At 69.1% G+C, this 17,151-nt stretch carries 17 protein-coding genes and 1 tRNA gene; 7 read left to right on the forward strand and 11 right to left on the reverse strand.

Features of this window, described 5'->3' with window-relative positions:
• Positions 1-33: 33 nt before the first annotated feature.
• The 6 genes from AB4Y74_RS05010 to AB4Y74_RS05035 all read right to left on the reverse strand — a co-directional run bounded on the left by AB4Y74_RS05010 (position 34) and on the right by AB4Y74_RS05035 (position 6,752).
• On the reverse strand, positions 34-1,029 hold the full coding sequence (locus AB4Y74_RS05010; protein ID WP_441798018.1) for an N-acetylglucosamine kinase: 996 nt from the start codon (positions 1,027-1,029) through the stop codon (positions 34-36).
• Complete coding sequence (locus AB4Y74_RS05015; protein ID WP_441798019.1) at positions 1,026-2,297, reverse strand: 6-phospho-beta-glucosidase; 1,272 nt, start codon at positions 2,295-2,297, stop codon at positions 1,026-1,028. Before AB4Y74_RS05015 ends, AB4Y74_RS05010 begins: the two co-directional genes overlap by 4 nt.
• A 3-nt stretch (positions 2,298-2,300) precedes the next feature.
• The gene (locus AB4Y74_RS05020; protein WP_441798020.1) at positions 2,301-3,209 is read right to left on the reverse strand and encodes a carbohydrate ABC transporter permease; all 909 of its coding nucleotides are present in this window, start codon (positions 3,207-3,209) and stop codon (positions 2,301-2,303) included.
• On the reverse strand, positions 3,206-4,189 hold the full coding sequence (locus tag AB4Y74_RS05025) for a carbohydrate ABC transporter permease (protein ID WP_441798021.1): 984 nt from the start codon (positions 4,187-4,189) through the stop codon (positions 3,206-3,208). The genes AB4Y74_RS05020 and AB4Y74_RS05025 overlap by 4 nt, the downstream gene beginning before the upstream one ends.
• A gap of 10 nt (positions 4,190-4,199) precedes the next feature.
• Positions 4,200-5,531, reverse strand: a complete 1,332-nt coding sequence (locus AB4Y74_RS05030; protein WP_441798022.1) for an ABC transporter substrate-binding protein — start codon at positions 5,529-5,531, stop codon at positions 4,200-4,202.
• Positions 5,532-5,606: 75 nt separating this feature from the next.
• Positions 5,607-6,752 carry an ROK family transcriptional regulator gene (locus tag AB4Y74_RS05035; protein ID WP_441798023.1) on the reverse strand — a complete coding sequence of 382 codons (1,146 nt, stop codon included), beginning with the start codon at positions 6,750-6,752 and terminating at the stop codon, positions 5,607-5,609.
• A gap of 158 nt (positions 6,753-6,910) precedes the next feature.
• On the opposite strand from AB4Y74_RS05035, the gene AB4Y74_RS05040 reads away from it, so the two are divergent.
• Positions 6,911-7,474, forward strand: a complete 564-nt coding sequence (locus AB4Y74_RS05040; RefSeq protein ID WP_441798024.1) for a COG4315 family predicted lipoprotein — start codon at positions 6,911-6,913, stop codon at positions 7,472-7,474.
• Positions 7,475-7,555: 81 nt separating this feature from the next.
• On the opposite strand, the gene AB4Y74_RS05045 is transcribed toward AB4Y74_RS05040, so the two are convergent.
• The gene (locus AB4Y74_RS05045) at positions 7,556-8,551 is read right to left on the reverse strand and encodes an SDR family oxidoreductase (RefSeq protein ID WP_441798025.1); all 996 of its coding nucleotides are present in this window, start codon (positions 8,549-8,551) and stop codon (positions 7,556-7,558) included.
• Positions 8,552-8,693: 142 nt separating this feature from the next.
• Between AB4Y74_RS05045 and AB4Y74_RS05050 the strand changes: the two genes are divergently transcribed.
• The gene (locus AB4Y74_RS05050; protein ID WP_441798026.1) at positions 8,694-9,923 is read left to right on the forward strand and encodes a mechanosensitive ion channel family protein; all 1,230 of its coding nucleotides are present in this window, start codon (positions 8,694-8,696) and stop codon (positions 9,921-9,923) included.
• Positions 9,920-10,390 (forward strand): hypothetical protein, encoded by a 471-nt coding sequence (locus AB4Y74_RS05055; RefSeq protein ID WP_441798027.1) that lies wholly within the window; start codon positions 9,920-9,922, stop codon positions 10,388-10,390. Before AB4Y74_RS05050 ends, AB4Y74_RS05055 begins: the two co-directional genes overlap by 4 nt.
• 55 nt (positions 10,391-10,445) lie before the next feature.
• Here the strand turns inward: AB4Y74_RS05055 and AB4Y74_RS05060 are convergent, their stop codons facing one another.
• A complete protein-coding gene (locus AB4Y74_RS05060) occupies positions 10,446-11,171 on the reverse strand; it encodes an alpha/beta fold hydrolase (RefSeq protein ID WP_441798028.1) in 726 nt (241 codons plus the stop codon).
• A gap of 270 nt (positions 11,172-11,441) precedes the next feature.
• On the opposite strand from AB4Y74_RS05060, the gene AB4Y74_RS05065 reads away from it, so the two are divergent.
• The 3 genes from AB4Y74_RS05065 to msrA are packed head-to-tail and all read left to right on the forward strand — an operon-like array spanning position 11,442 to position 13,340.
• Entirely contained in the window at positions 11,442-12,314 is an 873-nt protein-coding gene (locus AB4Y74_RS05065; protein WP_441798029.1) for an endonuclease domain-containing protein, read from the forward strand.
• Positions 12,315-12,350: 36 nt separating this feature from the next.
• A complete protein-coding gene (msrB, locus tag AB4Y74_RS05070) occupies positions 12,351-12,797 on the forward strand; it encodes a peptide-methionine (R)-S-oxide reductase MsrB (protein WP_441798030.1) in 447 nt (148 codons plus the stop codon).
• Positions 12,798-12,830: 33 nt separating this feature from the next.
• Positions 12,831-13,340 carry a peptide-methionine (S)-S-oxide reductase MsrA gene (msrA, locus tag AB4Y74_RS05075; RefSeq protein WP_441798031.1) on the forward strand — a complete coding sequence of 170 codons (510 nt, stop codon included), beginning with the start codon at positions 12,831-12,833 and terminating at the stop codon, positions 13,338-13,340.
• Between the two features lie 21 nt (positions 13,341-13,361).
• Here msrA and rlmC read toward each other — a convergent pair whose 3' ends face one another.
• The 3 genes from rlmC to AB4Y74_RS05090 all read right to left on the reverse strand — a co-directional run bounded on the left by rlmC (position 13,362) and on the right by AB4Y74_RS05090 (position 15,312).
• Entirely contained in the window at positions 13,362-14,486 is a 1,125-nt protein-coding gene (gene rlmC, locus AB4Y74_RS05080) for a 23S rRNA (uracil(747)-C(5))-methyltransferase RlmC (RefSeq protein ID WP_441798032.1), read from the reverse strand.
• 36 nt (positions 14,487-14,522) lie between these two features.
• Positions 14,523-14,598, reverse strand: a tRNA-Arg gene (locus tag AB4Y74_RS05085).
• Positions 14,599-14,694: 96 nt separating this feature from the next.
• Positions 14,695-15,312, reverse strand: coding sequence for an iron ABC transporter ATP-binding protein (locus AB4Y74_RS05090; protein ID WP_441798033.1), 618 nt, complete (start codon positions 15,310-15,312; stop codon positions 14,695-14,697).
• A gap of 139 nt (positions 15,313-15,451) precedes the next feature.
• Here AB4Y74_RS05090 and argS point away from each other — a divergent pair, with 139 nt between their 5' ends.
• A complete protein-coding gene (argS, locus tag AB4Y74_RS05095; RefSeq protein WP_441798034.1) occupies positions 15,452-17,149 on the forward strand; it encodes an arginine--tRNA ligase in 1,698 nt (565 codons plus the stop codon).
• Positions 17,150-17,151: the final 2 nt, after the last annotated feature.

The following is a 17,151-nucleotide window of genomic DNA, read 5'->3' on the forward strand; positions in this document are numbered from 1 at the left end:
GCACGTTCGATGGCGTGGTCGTGGTTCGTGGGGCTATTGAACCACCGCGGCGGGGCGCTCCTCCAGAGTGCTTCTGGCGTTCTCGACCGCTTCCACCCCGGCCCCCGCGGATTCGAGTGCGAGCAGCGCGGCGCCGAGGATGGGGGCGGCTGTCACCAGCTCCATCCGGGCCGCAGGTGCCCGCTCGGCGAGGAGGCGCTCGATCGTCCCGAGGAGACGCTCGTCACGGCCGCCGATGACGCCGCCGCCCAGCACGACGGGCACCGCCTTCGCAAGCAGCTCCAGGCGGCGCAGCGTGGTGACAGCCATCGTCACGATCTCCTCCGCCTGCTCGTCGACCAGTCCGGCCGCGATGGCATCCCTCTCACGGGAGCAGGCGAAGACCGTGGGCGAGAGGCGCGCCAGGTCGTTACTGGCCAGCCGCCCGAAATGGATGGCCTCGATCACCTCCTGCACCGTGTCCAGCCCGAAGGCGGCCGGAACAGCTTCGGCGAGCACGGTCGGCGCGCCGCGTCCGTCGACAGCACGCGCGGCGTACCAGAGGGCACGTTCGCCCAGGTGCCAACCGCCGCCCCAGTCTCCCGAGATCGTGCCGAGGGAGGGATACCGGATTGCACGCCCGTCGGAGCGCACGCCGACGCAGTTGATGCCGGTCCCGCAGACGACGGCGACGGCATCCGGCTCACCCGTGCCGGCGCGGAGCAGCGCGAACAGGTCGTTGTCGACCGTCGCCGCTGCCCACGGTGTTCCGGCGATCTCCCTGCGGAACTCGTCGATCTCACTCGGCAGATCGAGCCCGGAGAGGTACAGATTCGCCGCGGCGATCGATCGCGGGCCGGTCTCCTCCAGGAGGCGGCCGATCAGCCCGGACACCAGGTCCGCCGAGCCGCGCATCCCGATCACGTGCGGGCTCGACGTCTCGCCGCGGGCCTCGGCGACGACCGTACCGTCGAGCTCCAGCGCGACCGCGTCGGTCTTCGAGCCACCGCCGTCGAGGGCGATGACCAGCGGGGCTCCGGCGCCGGTCATCGCGCCCACTCCAGGTGGTCGCGATTGTGCGCGATCAGCAGATCGGTGAGCCGCTCGGCCCGGTCGTATTGACCGACGAGGGGATGCGCGAGCATCGCGCGCAGCACCCGGTCACGTCCGCCGTGCACGGCCGCGTCCAGAGCGAGCCGCTCGTAGCCGGCGACGTGGGAGATGAGCCCGGCGTGATCGGCGGGCAGGGGGTCGATCGGCAGCGCGGTGACGCCCCGCGCATCCACCGTCGCCGGCACCTCGATCACGTGATCGTCGGGGAGGAACGGCAGCGCGCCGTCGTTACGCAGGTTCACGACCTGGACGTCTCCCCGGTCGCCCGTCAGCGAGGCGATCAGGTCCACTGCCGCCTCCGAGTAGAACGCGCCGCCGCGCTGCGCCAGCTGTTCTGGCTTGGTGTCGACGGCCGGGTCGCCGTACAGCTCCAGCAGCTCGCGCTCCACGCGCTGCACCGCCTCGGCCCGGGTGGGGGAGTCCAGTTGCTCGCGCAGCACCTCGTCGTGGGCGTAGTAGTAGCGCAGGTAGTAGCTGGGCACGTCGCCGAGCAGGCGCAGCAGCGAGGCGGGCAGTTCGACCTCCTCGGCCAGCTGCTCCAGCCGGGTGTCGAGGAGCCCGGGGAGGGCATCCCGCGTACCCGTCGCATCCGTCACGAGTGCTGAACGCTCCCAGGTCAGGTGGTTGAGGCCGACGTGCCCGAGCTGCACCTGGCCCGGCGTGACATCCAGGAGGGCCGCGAACCGGCGCTGGAAGCCGATCGCCACGTTGCACAGGCCGACGGCACGATGGCCTTCCTGCAGGAGTGCGCGGGTCACGATGCCGACAGGGTTGGTGAAGTCGACGATCCAGGCGTCCGGCCTGGCGTGCTTGCGGACCTCTTCTGCGACGCGGAGGACGACCGGCACGGTCCGCAGCGCCTTGGCGAAGCCGCCGGGGCCCGTCGTCTCCTGGCCGATGCAGCCGCACTCGTGCGGCCAGGTCTCGTCTCCGTGGCGTGCGGCCTGGCCGCCGACCCGCAGCTGGAGCAGGACGACGTCCGCGTCCGCGACGCCCGCCACCAGGTCGGAGGTAGGAACGACACGGCCGGAGTGGCCGGCGGCGCGGAACATCCGCTGACTCATCCCGCCGACCAGTCGCAGCCGTTCAGGATCCGGGTCGACCAGCCACAGTTCCTCGATCGGCAACACATCGCGCAGCCGGGCGAAGCCGTCGATGAGTTCGGGGGTGTAGGTGGAGCCGCCTCCGACGACCGTCAGTTTCACGAGTTATCCCTTCACGCCGGTGAGTGTGATGCCCTCCACGAAGACGCGTTGGGCGAAGAAGAAGATGAGGACCACGGGGAGGGTGACGAGCATCGTCATCGCCATCGTGAGCCCCCAGTCGGTGCCGTGGACACCGCGGAACGACGCGAGGCCGTACGCGACCGGCCAGGCGGCCGGGTTCTCGGATGTGTACAGCAGCGGTCCGTAGTAGTCGTTCCAGGAGGCGAAGAACAGGAAGATCGCGGTCGCCGCGATGCCGGGCTTCGCCATCGGCAGCACCACCCGCCACAGCACGCCGAACTCGCCGTTGCCGTCGATGCGTGCGGCGTCCGAGTACTCGGTCGGGATGGTGAGGAAGAACTGCCGCAGCAGGAAGATCGAGAACGCGTCGCCCAGCAGATTCGGCAGGATGAGCGGCCACAGCGTCCCGGTCAGCCCCAGCTGCGACCACATCACATAGATCGGAATCGCGGTGACCTGCGGTGGCAGCAGCATCGCGATGATGATCACGGTGAACAGCACGCCCGAGCCGCGGAACCGGATCTTGGCGAGCGCATACGCGGCCGGGATGCTCGACACCAGCATGAAGGCGGTGGCGAGCACTGCGTACACAGCGGAGTTCGCGAACCACTGCGCCAGCGGGACGGTCGTGAACACCTTCACGTAGTTGTCCCAGCGGAACGGCTGGGGCCACAGCGAGGCCGTCAGGGTCTGCTCGCTCGACATCAGCGACGTCAGGAAGACGAACACGACGGGAGCGACGAACAGCACGGCCAGGACGACAAGCACCGCGTGCTCGGCGATCCACGCGAGGATGCGCCGGGAGCGTGCCGAACGCGGCGTGGGGATGCGCCGGGGCGCGAGCGGGCGGTTCGCCGCGGTCGTGTCGGGATCGAGGGTGGCGGAGGTCATTGCGCGCCTTCCGGGGTGAACGCCTTGAAGCGGCGGAGCAGCAGGACGAGGATGACGGCCGCGACCACGAACAGCAGCACCGCGAGAGCCGAGGCATAGCCGAGCTGGTACGTGCCGAACCCGCGCACGTACAGCCACTGCGTGTAGGTCAGGAGCGAGCCGTCCGGATAGCCGAGGTTGGTGGAGATGCCCTGCCCCACCACGGCTTTGCCGGAGGCGACCGACGACGCCACCGCCGCCTCCGTGAAGTACTGGATGGCCGCGATCACTCCGGTCACCGCGGCGAAGAGCAGCACCGGCGAAATCGACGGCATGGTGACGTAGCGGACCTTCTGCGCGCCGCTCGCGCCGTCGAGGGAGGCGGCCTCGTACTGCTCGCGCGGCACATCCAGCAGAGCGGCAAGAAAGATGATCATGATGTCGCCCATGACCCAGATCCCGAGCAGTGCCAGCGAGGGCTTCGACCACGCGGGGTCGTTGAACCAGAGCGGGCCCTTGATCCCGAACCAGCCGAGCACCTGGTTGACCGGACCGGTTCCCGGGTTGAACAGGAACACGAAGGCGACAACGCTCGCCACCGGCGGCACCAGCGCCGGCAGGTAGAACACCGTCCGCCAGAGACCGGAGGCGCGGCGCGCGCGGGCCAGGAGGCCGGCGATGAGCAGTGCGAAGGCGGTCTTCACCGGCACCCAGATCACGACGAACCACAGCGTGTTGAGCGTCGCGAGCCAGACGTTCGGGTCTTGGGTGAACAGGTACTCGTAGTTGCGCAACCCGATCCACTGCGGCGCCGAAACGAGGTCGAAGCGCGTGAACGAGTAGTAGATGGAGGCGATGAGCGGGTAGACGAAGAAGATCAGCAGCCCCAGCAGTGCGGGCGCCAGGAGCGCCAGCGTGACGAGGTTCCGCCGCCGTCGTGCGGGGGAGCGCCGTGCGGGGCGGGCGGCGACCCGCCCCGCACGATCGATGGTCGCGGTCATGACGTTCGGCTCACGGACCGGTGCTCAGCGCGAGCGCGTCGTCGATCTGCTTGTCGACCGCCTTCAGCCCGGCATCGAGGTCGCCGCCCTGGCTCTGGTACTTGTTCCACCAGTCCTCGAACGACTGCTGGTAGCCGGCGCCCAGAGGGCTGGCGGGCGTGGTCTGGACGTTCTTGTTGGACGCGATGTCGAGGAAGGTCTTGAACTGGTCCGAGACCTCCAACTTCGGCGAGTTGAGCGCATCCTTCGTGGTCGGCACGTTCTTCAGGCCGTTCGCAAGCTTCACGACGGCGTCGGTGTCGGTCGTCAGGTACTTCATCAGCGCCCAGGCGAGTTCGGGCTGCGTCGACCCCTTCGAGATGCCCATGATGTTCCCGGTGATGTAGCCGCCGCCGTAGAGGTCGGTGTGGTTGTCCGCTGTCGGGAACGGCGCGGTGCCGTAGTTCAGCTGCTTCGCCTGGTCGTCGATGAACGCCGTGCGGTATTCGCCGTCGAGGTTCATCGCGACCTGCCCGGTCTGGAAGGCGTTATCCGCGGAGAACTCCTGGCCCAGTCCCGAGGTGAAGGTATTGAGCTTGTCCCAGCCGATCTTGTCGACGAACCCCTTCTGCCAGGTCATCAGCTCCTTCCAGCCCTCGCTCGAGCCGATCGCGCTGGTGCCGTCCGGCTTGAGCCATGCGGCGTCGGCGGCCGGGCCGTAGTGGGCGGCCGAGTTCTCGTACCAGCCCATGGTTGGGTTGAAGCCGAGGGTCTTGATGGAGCCGTCCGCCTTGAAGGTCGTCAGCTTCTCGGCCATCGACTCCAGTTCACCCAGGGTCTTCGGCGGCGCGGTGAAGCCGGCGCCCCGCAGAAGGTCCTTGTTGTAATAGAGGCCGTACACATCGGCGAGCATCGGCATCGCGCAGCGCGTGCCCTTGTACTCGGTGTACGACTTCACGGTGTCGGAGAACTGGCCCATGTCGACGCCGTCCCGCTCGATGACCTTGTTCAGGCTGCGGAAGGCACCGTTGGAGCAGAAGTTGCCGACGATATCGGTGGAGTAGGACAGTCCGACGTCGACCTTGCTTCCGGTGGCGATCGCCTTCTGGAGTTTCTCGTCGTCCTGGCCGGAGTGGACGTCGACCTTGATCTTCGGGTACTTCTTCTCGAAATCGTCGACGACCGACTGGATGACCTTCGCCTCGCGGTCGGAGAAGAAGTGCCAGAACGACACAGTGCCGCTGAGGTCCTTCGGCGTGGTCTCGCTGAAGGTCGCGCTTCCGGACCCTCCGGAGCATCCGGAGAGGACGAGCGCGGCGGCGGCGGTGACCGCGGCCGCGGTGATGAGATGACGGTGTTTCACGGGTGTGACTCCCTCACTGCTGGTGGTGCGGGTGGATGATGCAGGGCAGACGGTGCAATGGCAGGACGCGGAACGCTACGGTGCGATCCGCGACACTTCGGCGAAGAGCGCATCGCGCACGTCGCCGATGAGGTGCTCCCGGGCTCCGCGGAGGACGGGATGAGCAGCGACGCCGGTCGCGACGACGCTGCGGTCGCCCCAGGCGGGGCGGAGCTCGGCGGTGACCAGCGCGGCGAGGCGGGGACCGCCGGCCTGGCCTGTCGCGCCACCGAGGACGACGAGTTCGGGATCGAGCAGGGCGAGCACGGGGACGACGCCCACGGCCACGCGGCGGGCCAGTTCGTGCAGGAAGGCCTCGCGCGCATCGGGTGTGCCGTCGAACTGCGGTGACAGCCCGTGGGCGTCGGCGAGGCGCGCGACGGCGGGACCTCCGATGAGGTCCTGCAGGTCGCGGGCGTCCGCATCCAACTCGGCCGCCGAGCGAGGGATGGGCAGGTAGCCGATTTCGCCCGCGCCGCCCGACGCGCCCCGGTGGACGCTGCCGCCCTGGTCGACGGAGAGGCCGAGGCCTTCGCCCATCCAGAGCAGCGCGAAGCCGCCCGCGTCGCGTCCGGCACCGTCGGTCCGCTCGGCGAGGGCCGCCAGGTTCACGTCGTTGTCGATGCGCACCGCACGCCCGAGCGCGTCGCCGAGGCGGCGGCGGATGCCCTGCTTGGGCCACCCGGGCAGCGTCTCGATGTAGGTCAGCTCGTCGGTACGCGGGTCGAGCGCGCCCTGGACGCCGATGCAGACGGCGCCGACGCGTTCGGGGTCGACGCCCGCCGCTTCGCATGCCGCGTCGATCGCGAGCCGCACATCCACCTCGGGGGAGCGGCCGGCGAGCGGGGTGACGGCGATGGGTCGCTCCTCGCCGGCGGCGTCGACGACGGTCGAGCGGATGACCTCCGCGTCGATGTCGATCGCGACGCCGAGCATCCGATCGGTGCGGACCGCGTAGCTCGCGGCGTTCGGTCCCCGTCCACCGGACACCTCGCCGACGACGTGGATGAGACCCGCCGTCTCGAGCCGCGAGACCATCTGGGCGGCGGTGGGCTTGGAGAGCCCGGAGAGCTCGCCGATGCGGTTGCGGGTGAGGACGCCGTGCTCGAGCAGCAGCGACAGCGCAGTGCGGTCGTTGGTCTCGCGCAGCCACCCGGGGGTGCCCCGAACCGGTCCGGTCATCCTCATCCCTTCGTTGGAACGATGCTTTCGCGAGAATGTATCAGGAAAGTTTCTTTATAGTAAAGCTCTTGTTTCGAATTGTGCCCTGATTGTTCCCTCAGAAGCTGAACTATTCGGGGCCCCGGCAGCGTGCACAGGATGGAAGGGAGCATCCGCTCATGAGAACCATCACTGCACGCATCCGCCTCGGCGCTCTGACCGCCGGAGCCGCCGCCGCGCTCCTCGCGCTCGCCGCCTGCTCGTCCGGAGGAGGGTCCGGGAGCGGCTACGGGGCGCCGGCGAGCCCGTCCCCGTCGTCGTCATCGTCGTCCTCCTCCGCATCCGCCTCGGGAGGAGAGATCCTGAAGACCGGATCGACGACACTCGGCACGGTCGTCGTCGACGGCAAGGGCCTCACCGCCTACGTCTTCGACAAGGACACTGCCAACTCCGGCAAGAGCGTCTGCACGGGCGCCTGCGCCGCCCAGTGGCCGGCGATCGAGGCCACCAGCGACCACCCGGCCGTCACCGGCGTCACCGGGACCATCGGCACCATCACCGGGGTCGACGGCAAGAAGCAGGTCACGCTGAACGGCTGGCCGCTCTACACCTTCGCCCAGGACACCTCCGCGGGTGATGTCACCGGCCAGGGCTTCGCCGGGATCTGGTGGGTCGTCGGTCCGGACGGCACGAAGATCATGTCGGCATCCTCGTCGTCCTCATCCGGCGGCTACTCGAAGTAGCGGCACCCGACGAGTGGTGACATCTGGTCGCAACTCGACCCCCATTCGAGCAGCGACTCACCACTCGTCGAGGGACCGCGCTCAGGCGAACGCGCGGGCGTGGTCCACCAGGCGGTCGAACGCGGCATCGAGGTCCGGGTCCACCTTCTGGCGCTCGGCGTCGGCGAGGAACCACTCGACGATCTCGCCGGCCCCGCGGGCGAACGGCACGCGCGCGTGGAAGCCGGGCACGAGCGCCTTCACCTTGCTGTTGTCGAAGTGCATCGAATGCGCCTTGTCGCCGAGCAGGCCAGGCCCCAGGTCCGGCACGACGGCGGCGATCGACTCGCTGGCGACGTGTACCAGGTCGGCCTCGACTCCGAGCGCCTCGGCGAGGTCGCAGTAGATCTGGTCCCAGGTCGGGGCCTCGTCCCCCGTGATGTGGAAGCTGTCGCCCACCGCCTCGGGCAGCCCCAGCAGCCCGACGAAGGCGACGGCGAAGTCCGTGTTGTGCGTGATGGTCCATCGGCTCGTCCCATCGCCGTGCACGACGACGGGGGCGCCGCGGCGCATCCGGGCCAGATCCGTCCAGCCACCCGACGTCGGGATGAGCGTGCGGTCGTAGGTGTGAGACGGACGGACGATCGTCACCGGGAAGCCGCGGTCACGGTACGCCTCCACCAGCAGGTCCTCGCAGGCGATCTTGTCGCGCGAGTACTGCCAGAACGGGTTCCTGAGCGCGGTGGACTCGGTGACCGGCACGCGTGACGGCGGCTTCTGGTACGCCGATGCGGAACTGATGAAGACGAACTGGCCGACCCGGCCTTCGAACAGGTCGAAGTCCGTCCGGACATGCTCGGGCGTGAAAGCGAGGAACTCAGCCGCCACGTCGAAACTGCGCTCACCCAGCACCCGATGGACGCTCTCGGGGTCGCGGATGTCGGCGTGCAGCACTTCGACACCGTCGGGCAGGGGACGGATCGAGCTGTTGCCGCGATTCACCACGGTCACCTCGTGGCCCTGGTCCAGCGCCTCCGCCACGCAGGCCGAGCTGATGACGCCCGTCCCCCCGATGAAGAGTGTCCGTGTCGCTGCCATTGCCGCTCCTTCACGCTCGGTCGGGATCTGCCCCGATTGGACAGGCTAGTCCCGGGAGGCGGTGCTCGCGAAGCAGGTGGAGGCTCGACCGGCGCGCGCGTACACTCCGTCACGCATCCCGACCCGAGGAGTCCGTCGACCCGTGTTCCCCCTGCGCAGCTGGCCCGGCCTGGCCAGCGCCTGCCTCCTTGCCGTTGTCGTCGCGGTCGTCGTCACCGCCATCCTGGCGCTCATCCTTCGGCTCATCGGCCGGCGTCGCCAGTGGCCCGCGCTGCTGATCCGCCGCTCGCGCGTCCCCTTCCGGCTCTTCCTCCTCGTGATCGTGCTGTGGATCGCGGTCGCCGTCACCCTGCCGCCGGACACCACGGCGGCCTGGAGGAGCGGCATCCATCACGCGTTCCTGATCCTGGCCATCGCCACCGGAGTGTGGTTCGCCGCCGCGCTCGTGATCTTCGTGGAGGATCTGGGGCTCGACCGCTACCGGCTCGACGTTCCGGACAACCGCTACGCGCGCCGTGTGCGGACGCAGGTGCTCATCCTCCGCCGCCTCACCGTTGTTGCTGCCGTCGTCATCGGACTGGGCGCCATCCTGTTGACCTTCCCCGCATTGCAGGCGGCCGGCGCGAGCCTGCTCGCGTCAGCGGGGATCGTCGGCATCATCGCGGGTGTTGCCGCCCAGTCGAGCCTGGCCAACCTGTTCGCCGGCATCCAGCTCGCCTTCTCGGACGCCATCCGCATCGACGACGTCGTGGTCGTGGAGGGGCAATGGGGCACGATCGAGGAGATCACGCTCACGTACGTCGTCGTCCATGTCTGGGACGACCGCAGACTCGTCCTGCCGTCGACGTACTTCACGACGAAGGCCTTCGAGAACTGGACACGCCAGCACAGCGAGCTACTCGGCTCGGTCGAATTCGACCTCGACTGGCGCGTCTCCACCGGAGGGATGCGCGCCGAGCTGAACCGCGTCCTCGCCGATACGGACCTGTGGGACAAGCGCACGGGCATCCTCCAGGTGACGGATGCGGTCGGCGGCTGGGTGCGCGTCCGCGTCCTGGTCACGGCGAAGGATGCGCCGACTCTGTTCGACCTGCGCTGCCTGGTGCGGGAGCGCCTGATCGACTGGATGCAGCGCTACTCGCCGGGGTCCCTCCCGAGGCAGCGCGTCGAGCTGGCCGAGCGACCGGAGGCGCTCGAGCGGCCTCCGCGCGCTCGGAGCGAGGAGGAGGGCCGGCTGTTCAGCGGATCGCCGGACGGCGAGCAGCGGGCGCAGCAGTTCACCGACGCCATCCCCGTGATCCGCGAACCGGACGGCGAGCCGGTCGCGATCGACCCCGACGACGTCCCCCCGACCACGAAGGAGAGCCGATGACCGATCGTGCGAATGCCGCCGACGAGACCGAGCAGGACACAGGCGACGGACCCGATGCGGCCCACACCCGGCCAGCGGGGCTCGACGACGCCACAGTGGATGCGCTCGGCTCGCTGTCCGAAGCGCTGGAGGTGGTGGAGCACGCCCGGGGGCTCCTGTACGGATTCCACCGGCTGACCGGCACCGCCGACCTCACCTTGGGCGAGGCGGTCTCGAAGCTGCGCGACGCGGGTCACACGGAACTCGGTGACCGGATCGAGCGCGAACTGCTCGGGCGAAACGTCATCGCCGGCCGATGGACCTTCCAGATCGTCGAGGACTACGACGACGGCTACTACTCGGTGTTCCGGGACCTGGAGCGGGAGGCACGCGACCGGCTCGCCGGCGGTCGCCGCCACCTCTTCGAGGCAGAGCTCAAGGAGGAGCGGAGGACGCACGGCGAGCCCGGCCACGAGGCCCGGCCGTAGAGCCCGGGTCGATGGGCCCGGGCTCTAGGGCGGTGGGGAGCCGAGAATCGAGCGCTCAGCCGATGGATTCGGCCGCGGCGACGATCGCTCCGACGGCGACATCCGGCGCGGAGAGCATCGAGACGTGGCTTGACGCCGTCTCGATGATGGTCGCGTCGGCGCGCTCCGCCATCCGCCGCTGCAGCGCCGGCGGGATGACCTTGTCTTCGGTGCCGACCACGGCCCACACCGGACGGCTCTGCCACGCTCCCGCTCCCGCCGGAGTCGTGTTGGCCTCCAGCGATATCGGACGCTGACCCGCGACGATCTGATCGCGCGCCTCCTCCGGCAGGTCCTGAGCGAAGAACTGGTGCACGGTGGACGCCTTCAGGTACGCGTCCGCGTTGCCCTCTGCGGCGCCCGGGAAGCCGACGATGTCGAGCACGGTGGTCGGGTCCGGCACATCGAGTGCCGACCCGGAACCGCCGAGGAGGCCGAAAACCGTCTCCCCTTCGTCGGGGATGAAGGCGTCGATATAGACGAGTGCGCGCACGTCGCCGCCGCCGAGCCCAGCCGCGCTGATGACCGCGCCACCATACGAGTGCCCGACGAGCACGACCGGGCCCTCGGTGCGCTGGGCGACGAACGACGCGACATAGGCACCGTCCGATGCCGCCTGGCGCAGGAGGTTCGGCGGTGCGAGCACCGTGTAGCCGCGGCTGCGCAGGTCGGTGATGACAGGGTTCCAGCTGGACGCGTCAGCCCAGGCTCCGTGGACCAGGACGATGGTGGGATTCGGCATGCGTGTTCCTTCGTTCGGTGCTGTGAACGGGTGGGGCGACACTCTCGGAACGGCGCCAGGCTAGAGGTCGCCCGCCTCGCCCGTCTAGCCTCTGCACGGTCGCCAGCGAAGGAGGTTCGGTCGGCTCACGTTCGAATCTCCCGCAGGACTGCCAATCGAAGGAGATTCGAACCCCGATCTCCTTCGTTTCACAATCGGCGTCCCCGCTCGGCTATCCACAGATTCAGGCAGGCCGCGCCGGCCGTCCGCGGGCGATGGGAGGCTCGCACCATGATCGATTTCGTTACTGTTGACCGCCTCGGCGGCATAGCCTCCGCCCGTCAGCTGCGTGCCGCCGGCGCCTCGTCCCACGAACTGACAGCGGCGGTGCGGGAGGGCTCGCTGTGGCGTCCGCGCACGGGCATTTACGCGCTGCCGTCCGCACCAGCGGCGGCAATGGCCGCGATCGCGGCTCGAGGGCGCCTCTCCTGCGTGACGGCGGCCCGCAGCTATGGCTTGTGGTCGGGAGACGATGCCCGGCTTCATCTGCAGTTCGCGCCCAACGCTCGGGCAGGCCCGCGCTCCGGACACCTGTGCCACTGGTCTCCGCTCGAGCCTCACGCGGAGGTCTGGAGGGTGAGCCTCGGGGATTGCCTCAGGTCGGTAGCGCGGTGTGCGGACCAGGAGACCGCGGTCGCCGTCTTCGATACGGCCATCTCCGCCGGCTTCACCAACCCCGTCGCCCTCCGGGAGGTGCTCGCCCGGCAACCGGTGAACGTACGAGCCCGGGGCGGCCTGGCTCGCGCCGGTGCGGATTCGGGCGTCGAGTCGATCGTGCGGCAGCGTCTGCAAGGTCTCGGCCACATCGTCGAGCAGCAGGTGCATGTCGTCGGAGTCGGGCGCGTCGACATGCGGGTCGATGGAGTCGTCTACCTGGAGATCGACGGCTTCGCATTCCACAACGATCGAAGGCAGTTCGAGCGCGACCGAGCACGGGATGCGATCATGGCCGCACTCGATCTGCGGCGCCTTCGCGTCTCCGCGGCCCAGGTCTTGGGGGAGTGGGACGTCGTTCTGAGTCGCATCCGCAGTGTCCTCGCGCACACGGCGAACTCACAGGAAGGACGGGACCATCCGGGTGGGGTCGCGTGTTCCATCTACTGAAGGTGTTGCAGCCAGCGCACCGCACGAGGAGGAAACGTGACACAGGACTACCGCAAGGACCCGGAGGCCGTCAGCCGTCTCACGCCGCAGCAGTACGCGGTGACACAGGAGGCCGCCACCGAGCCGGCGTTCCGCAACCGCTTCTGGGACAACCACGACCAGGGCCTGTACGTCGACGTCGTGTCGGGGGAGCCGCTCTTCGCGTCCGTGAACAAGTACGACAGCCGTTCGGGATGGCCGAGCTTCACCATCCCGGTCGAGCCCGGCAACATCGTGGAGAAGACCGACAGCACCTACGGCATGGTGCGCACGGAGGTCCGATCGGCTCACGGCGACAGCCACCTCGGCCACCTGTTCGACGACGGGCCCGCCGAAGAGGGCGGACTGCGGTACTGCATCAACTCCGCTGCTCTCCGCTTCGTCCCTCTCGCTGAGCTCGACGAGGCGGGGTACGGCCAGTACGCCCACCTTTTCCAGAAGTAACGACACAGAATCAACGACATCAAGGAGACCACAATGACGCAGAAGGCAATCCTCGCCGGCGGCTGTTTCTGGGGCATGGAAGACCTCATCCGCAAGCTCCCAGGCGTGACGGACACGCGGGTGGGCTACACCGGAGGCGACGTCCCCAACGCCACCTACCGCAACCACAGCGGCCACGCCGAGGCCATCGAGATCGAGTACGACCCGGAGCGCACCAGCTACCGCGACCTCCTCGAGTTCTTCTTCCAGATCCACGACCCGTCGACGAAGGACCGTCAGGGCAACGACGTCGGGTCCAGCTACCGCTCGGCGATCTTCTACGAGAACGACGAGCAGCGCCGGATCGCCGAGGACACCATCGCCGACGTGGACGCCTCAGGCCTCTGGCCGGGCAAGGTGGTCACCGAGGTGACTGCGGCAGGGGAGTTCTGGGAAGCCGAGCCCGAGCACCAGGACTACCTGGAGCGCATCCCGTGGGGGTACACCTGCCACTACGTGCGCCCGGGCTGGAAGCTTCCCAAGCGCGAGTCGGCTGCCAGCTAGCCGCTGGGCCAGCGGGTCAGCTCAGCGCCGTTCGAGCAGGACGGCCACCTCCATGTGGCCGGTCTGCGGGAACATGTCGAGCACGCGGCCGGTCCGGATGCTGTACGACGACATCCGGGCCAGGTCGTGGGCGAGGCTCTTGGGGTTGCAGCTGGAGTAGACCACGCTCCGGACATCCGAACCCTCGAGCCAGGCGGAGAGTTCCGCTCCGATGCCGCGACGGGGTGGATTCACGATCACCAGTTCAGGAGCGGTGACCGCTCCGAGAGCGAATGCGGTGGCGTCGCCTGCGCGGAACGCTACCTGAGGCAGGCCCGCAGCCGAAGCGCTCGCGCGAGCACTGCGGACCGCCTCGCGGCTGGTCTCGACACCCACGACGCGGCGCCCCGGCGCAGCGACGTGCAGGGCGAACCCGCCGACCCCGCAGTACAGGTCCCATACCGAGGCGGGAGCGATCTCGTCGACCCACGACGACACCTGCGCGTACAGCTCGGTCGCGACGGCCGTGTTGGTCTGGAAGAAGCTCTGCGGGCGCAGCCGTAGCGAGATCGGCCCCATTCGCATCGGGAGCGCCGACTCGCGAGTGAGCACCACATCCGTATCGCCCTCGACCACGGCCTTGTGCTCGGGCTGCAGGTTCACCGTCACCACGCGCGCACGCGGCAGTTCGGCCAGCAACCCGTCCAGCCCTGCCTTGACCCGCGCCACCGTGTGCTCCGAACGGGCGACGAACCGCACCATCAGCTCACCGTCGGGGGACTCCGTCACGAGGACGAACTTCAGTTCACCGCGCCGATCCGGCACGCTGTACGGCTCCAGCCGCTGCCGCGTGATGAACCCAGCGAGCACCGGAAGCGCCGCGCGGATGCCCGGTGCGCAGATGCCGCACTCGCGCAGGTCTACACCGCGCCCCGCCTCGCCGAGGATGCCGATCGTGGGCGCGTCCGCGGTGCCGCCGACGACCATCTTGGCCTTGTTGCGGTAGCCCGCCTCAGCGCTCGCCACCGGCGGAAGCCACACGGCATCCCCGAACGGGGACAGCAGCTCGCGGGCGAGACGGTCCTTGCCTTCGAGCTGCTCCGCGTACGGCACACCCATCAGCGTGCACGAGCGGCACACGCCGGCGTCGAAGTAGGAACAGTCCATGCGGCTCTCGGATGAAGCGGCTCACGAATGAAGGAATGGTGCCCCCAGTAGGATTTGAACCTACGGCCTTCTGCTCCGGAGGCAGACGCTCTATCCCCTGAGCTATGGGGGCCAGGGTGCCCAACCAGGCTAGCATCCCCGCACAGCAGGCGAAGACACGGCGGCCGCGAGCCCAGGCCCGACCGCGAGGAGGCGGCCCGGCGCTGGATCAGGACGCGGGGATGTTGCCCAGCACGCTCTCCATCAGCGGGCCGGCGTCCCCCGGCTCGAAGAACGCACTCGACTCGGCCACGATCCAGTACGGTCCCCGGAAGATCTGCACCTGTCCGGCGGACCCGGGCTTGAAGTAGCCCTCGATCTCCGGCGGGACGCCGTACGTCGGCACCGGCTTGGAGTCGGTGATCGCGCTGTTCTTGAGGCTCTCCATCACATCCACCGGCGGCTTGGCCACCGCGATCTGGACGACGTCGCTGCTCGTCTGGTTGAGCCAGCCGCACGCGACGCCCTGCCAGTCGACGATCTTCTTCTCGAGGGAGCCGTCCTTGGGCGCGTAGTTCGGGTCGGCGCCGTAGTTGGGGTTGAACGCGTACACCTGGTCGGCCGTCAGCACCTGGTCGCAGGTGAGCCCGACCGGCGTCGGCGGCGCGGTGGGGGTCACGACGGGCAGCGGAGTCGTGCTCGGCGTGGGGGCCGCGGTGGCGGTCCGGCTCGGCGAGGGGGTGGCGGGCGTCGCGGACGGCGTGCAGCCGGCGAGGGCGACGGTGGCGGCCAGGACGACCGTGGTCGTTACGGCGAGAAGGGCGAAGCGGCGGGTGGTGGTGGTCATCAGGCGACTCGTCTCTGTGCTCGGCGCGCGCTGTGCGGGAGCGCGCGTCGCGATGACCCTATCAATTGGAGACGGGTCGGAACTGCCAGGGCGCACCGCCATCCGGGGCGGTCCCTCCGGCCCGGTAGAATCGTTCGTCATGACACCCGCTGATCTCTCCGCCGCCCTCCTCGACATCGTGACGACGGTGGTCGAGCAGCGACGCGAGGCGGGCGCCGACATCCCGGAACTGACCCTCACCGTCGACGACGTGCCTCTGGAGCGGCCCAAGAACCGCGACCACGGCGACTGGGCGTCCAACGTCGCCATGCGCATCGCCAAGAAGGTCGGAGCGAACCCGCGCGAGCTGGCCGAGCAGATCGCGTCCGCCGCGGCCGGCATCGACGGCGTCGCCTCGGCCGAGGTGGCCGGTCCCGGGTTCATCAACTTCCGCCTGGAGGCGGCCGCCGCCGGCCAGCTCGCGCAGACGATCATCGAGGCAGGCGACGCGTATGGTCGCGGCGACGTCTACGACGGCCTGCGCGTCAACCTGGAGTTCGTCTCCGCCAACCCGACCGGCCCCGTCCACATGGGCGGCGCTCGGTGGGCGGCCGTCGGCGACAGCCTGGCGCGCATCCTGCAGGCCGAGGGCGCGGAGGTGACCCGCGAGTACTACTTCAACGACCACGGCTCGCAGATCGACCGGTTCGCGCGCAGCCTGCTGGCCGCCTACCTGGGTGAGCCGACCCCGGAGGACGGCTACGGCGGCGCCTACATCGGCGAGATCGCCGAACGCGTCGTCGCCGAGTCCTCCGCACGCGGAACCGACCTCGCGGACCTGCCGCGTGAGCAGCAGCAGGAGGCGTTCCGTTCCATCGGCACGCAGCTGATGTTCGAGGAGATCAAGGACCGCCTCCACTCGTTCGGCGTCGACTTCGACGTCTACTTCCACGAGGACTCGCTGCACGAATCCGGTGCCGTCGAGCGCGCGATCGAGCGCCTCCGCGAGCAGGGCCACATCTTCGAGGCCGACGGCGCGATTTGGCTGCGGACCACCGACTTCGGCGACGACCGCGACCGCGTCGTCATCCGCTCCAACGGCGAGCCCGCGTACATCTCGGGCGACCTCGGCTATTACCTCGACAAGCGCGAACGCGGCTTCGAGCAGAACATCATCATGCTGGGCGCCGACCACCACGGTTATATCGGCCGGATGATGGCGATGGTGGCGGCGTTCGGCGACGTGCCGAACGTGAACCTCCAGATCCTCATCGGGCAGCTGGTCAACCTGGTGAAAGACGGCGAGCCGGTCCGGATGTCGAAGCGGGCGGGCACGATCGTCACCCTCGACGACCTGGTGGATGCGGTGGGCGTCGACGCCGCGCGCTACGCCCTGGTCCGCTCGTCTACCGACTCCCAGCTCGACATCGACCTCGACCTGCTGGCCAAGCGCAGCAATGAGAACCCGGTGTTCTACGTCCAGTACGCGCATGCCCGCACCCGCTCCGTCGCCGCGAATGCCGAGAAGGCAGGCGTCGACCGCAGCGTGTTCGCTCCCGAGCTGCTCACGCACGAGACGGAGTCGGCACTACTGGGCGGCCTGCAGGAGTTCCCGCGCATCGTCGCTCTGGCGGCGGAGTTGCGCGAACCGCACCGCGTCGCACGCTACACGGAAGAGCTCGCGGGCCTGTACCACGCCTGGTACGCGGTGCGGGACGGCTCCACCCGCGTCCTCCCGCACGGCGATGAGCCCGTGACCGACCTCCACCGCACCCGCCTCTGGCTGAACGACGCCACCGGCCAGGTCATCCGCAACGGGCTCGGGCTGCTGGGAGTCTCGGCGCCCGACCGCATGTGAGG

The sequence above is a fragment of the Leifsonia sp. RAF41 genome, assembly GCF_052114085.1.
GTDB lineage: Bacteria > Actinomycetota > Actinomycetes > Actinomycetales > Microbacteriaceae > Leifsonia.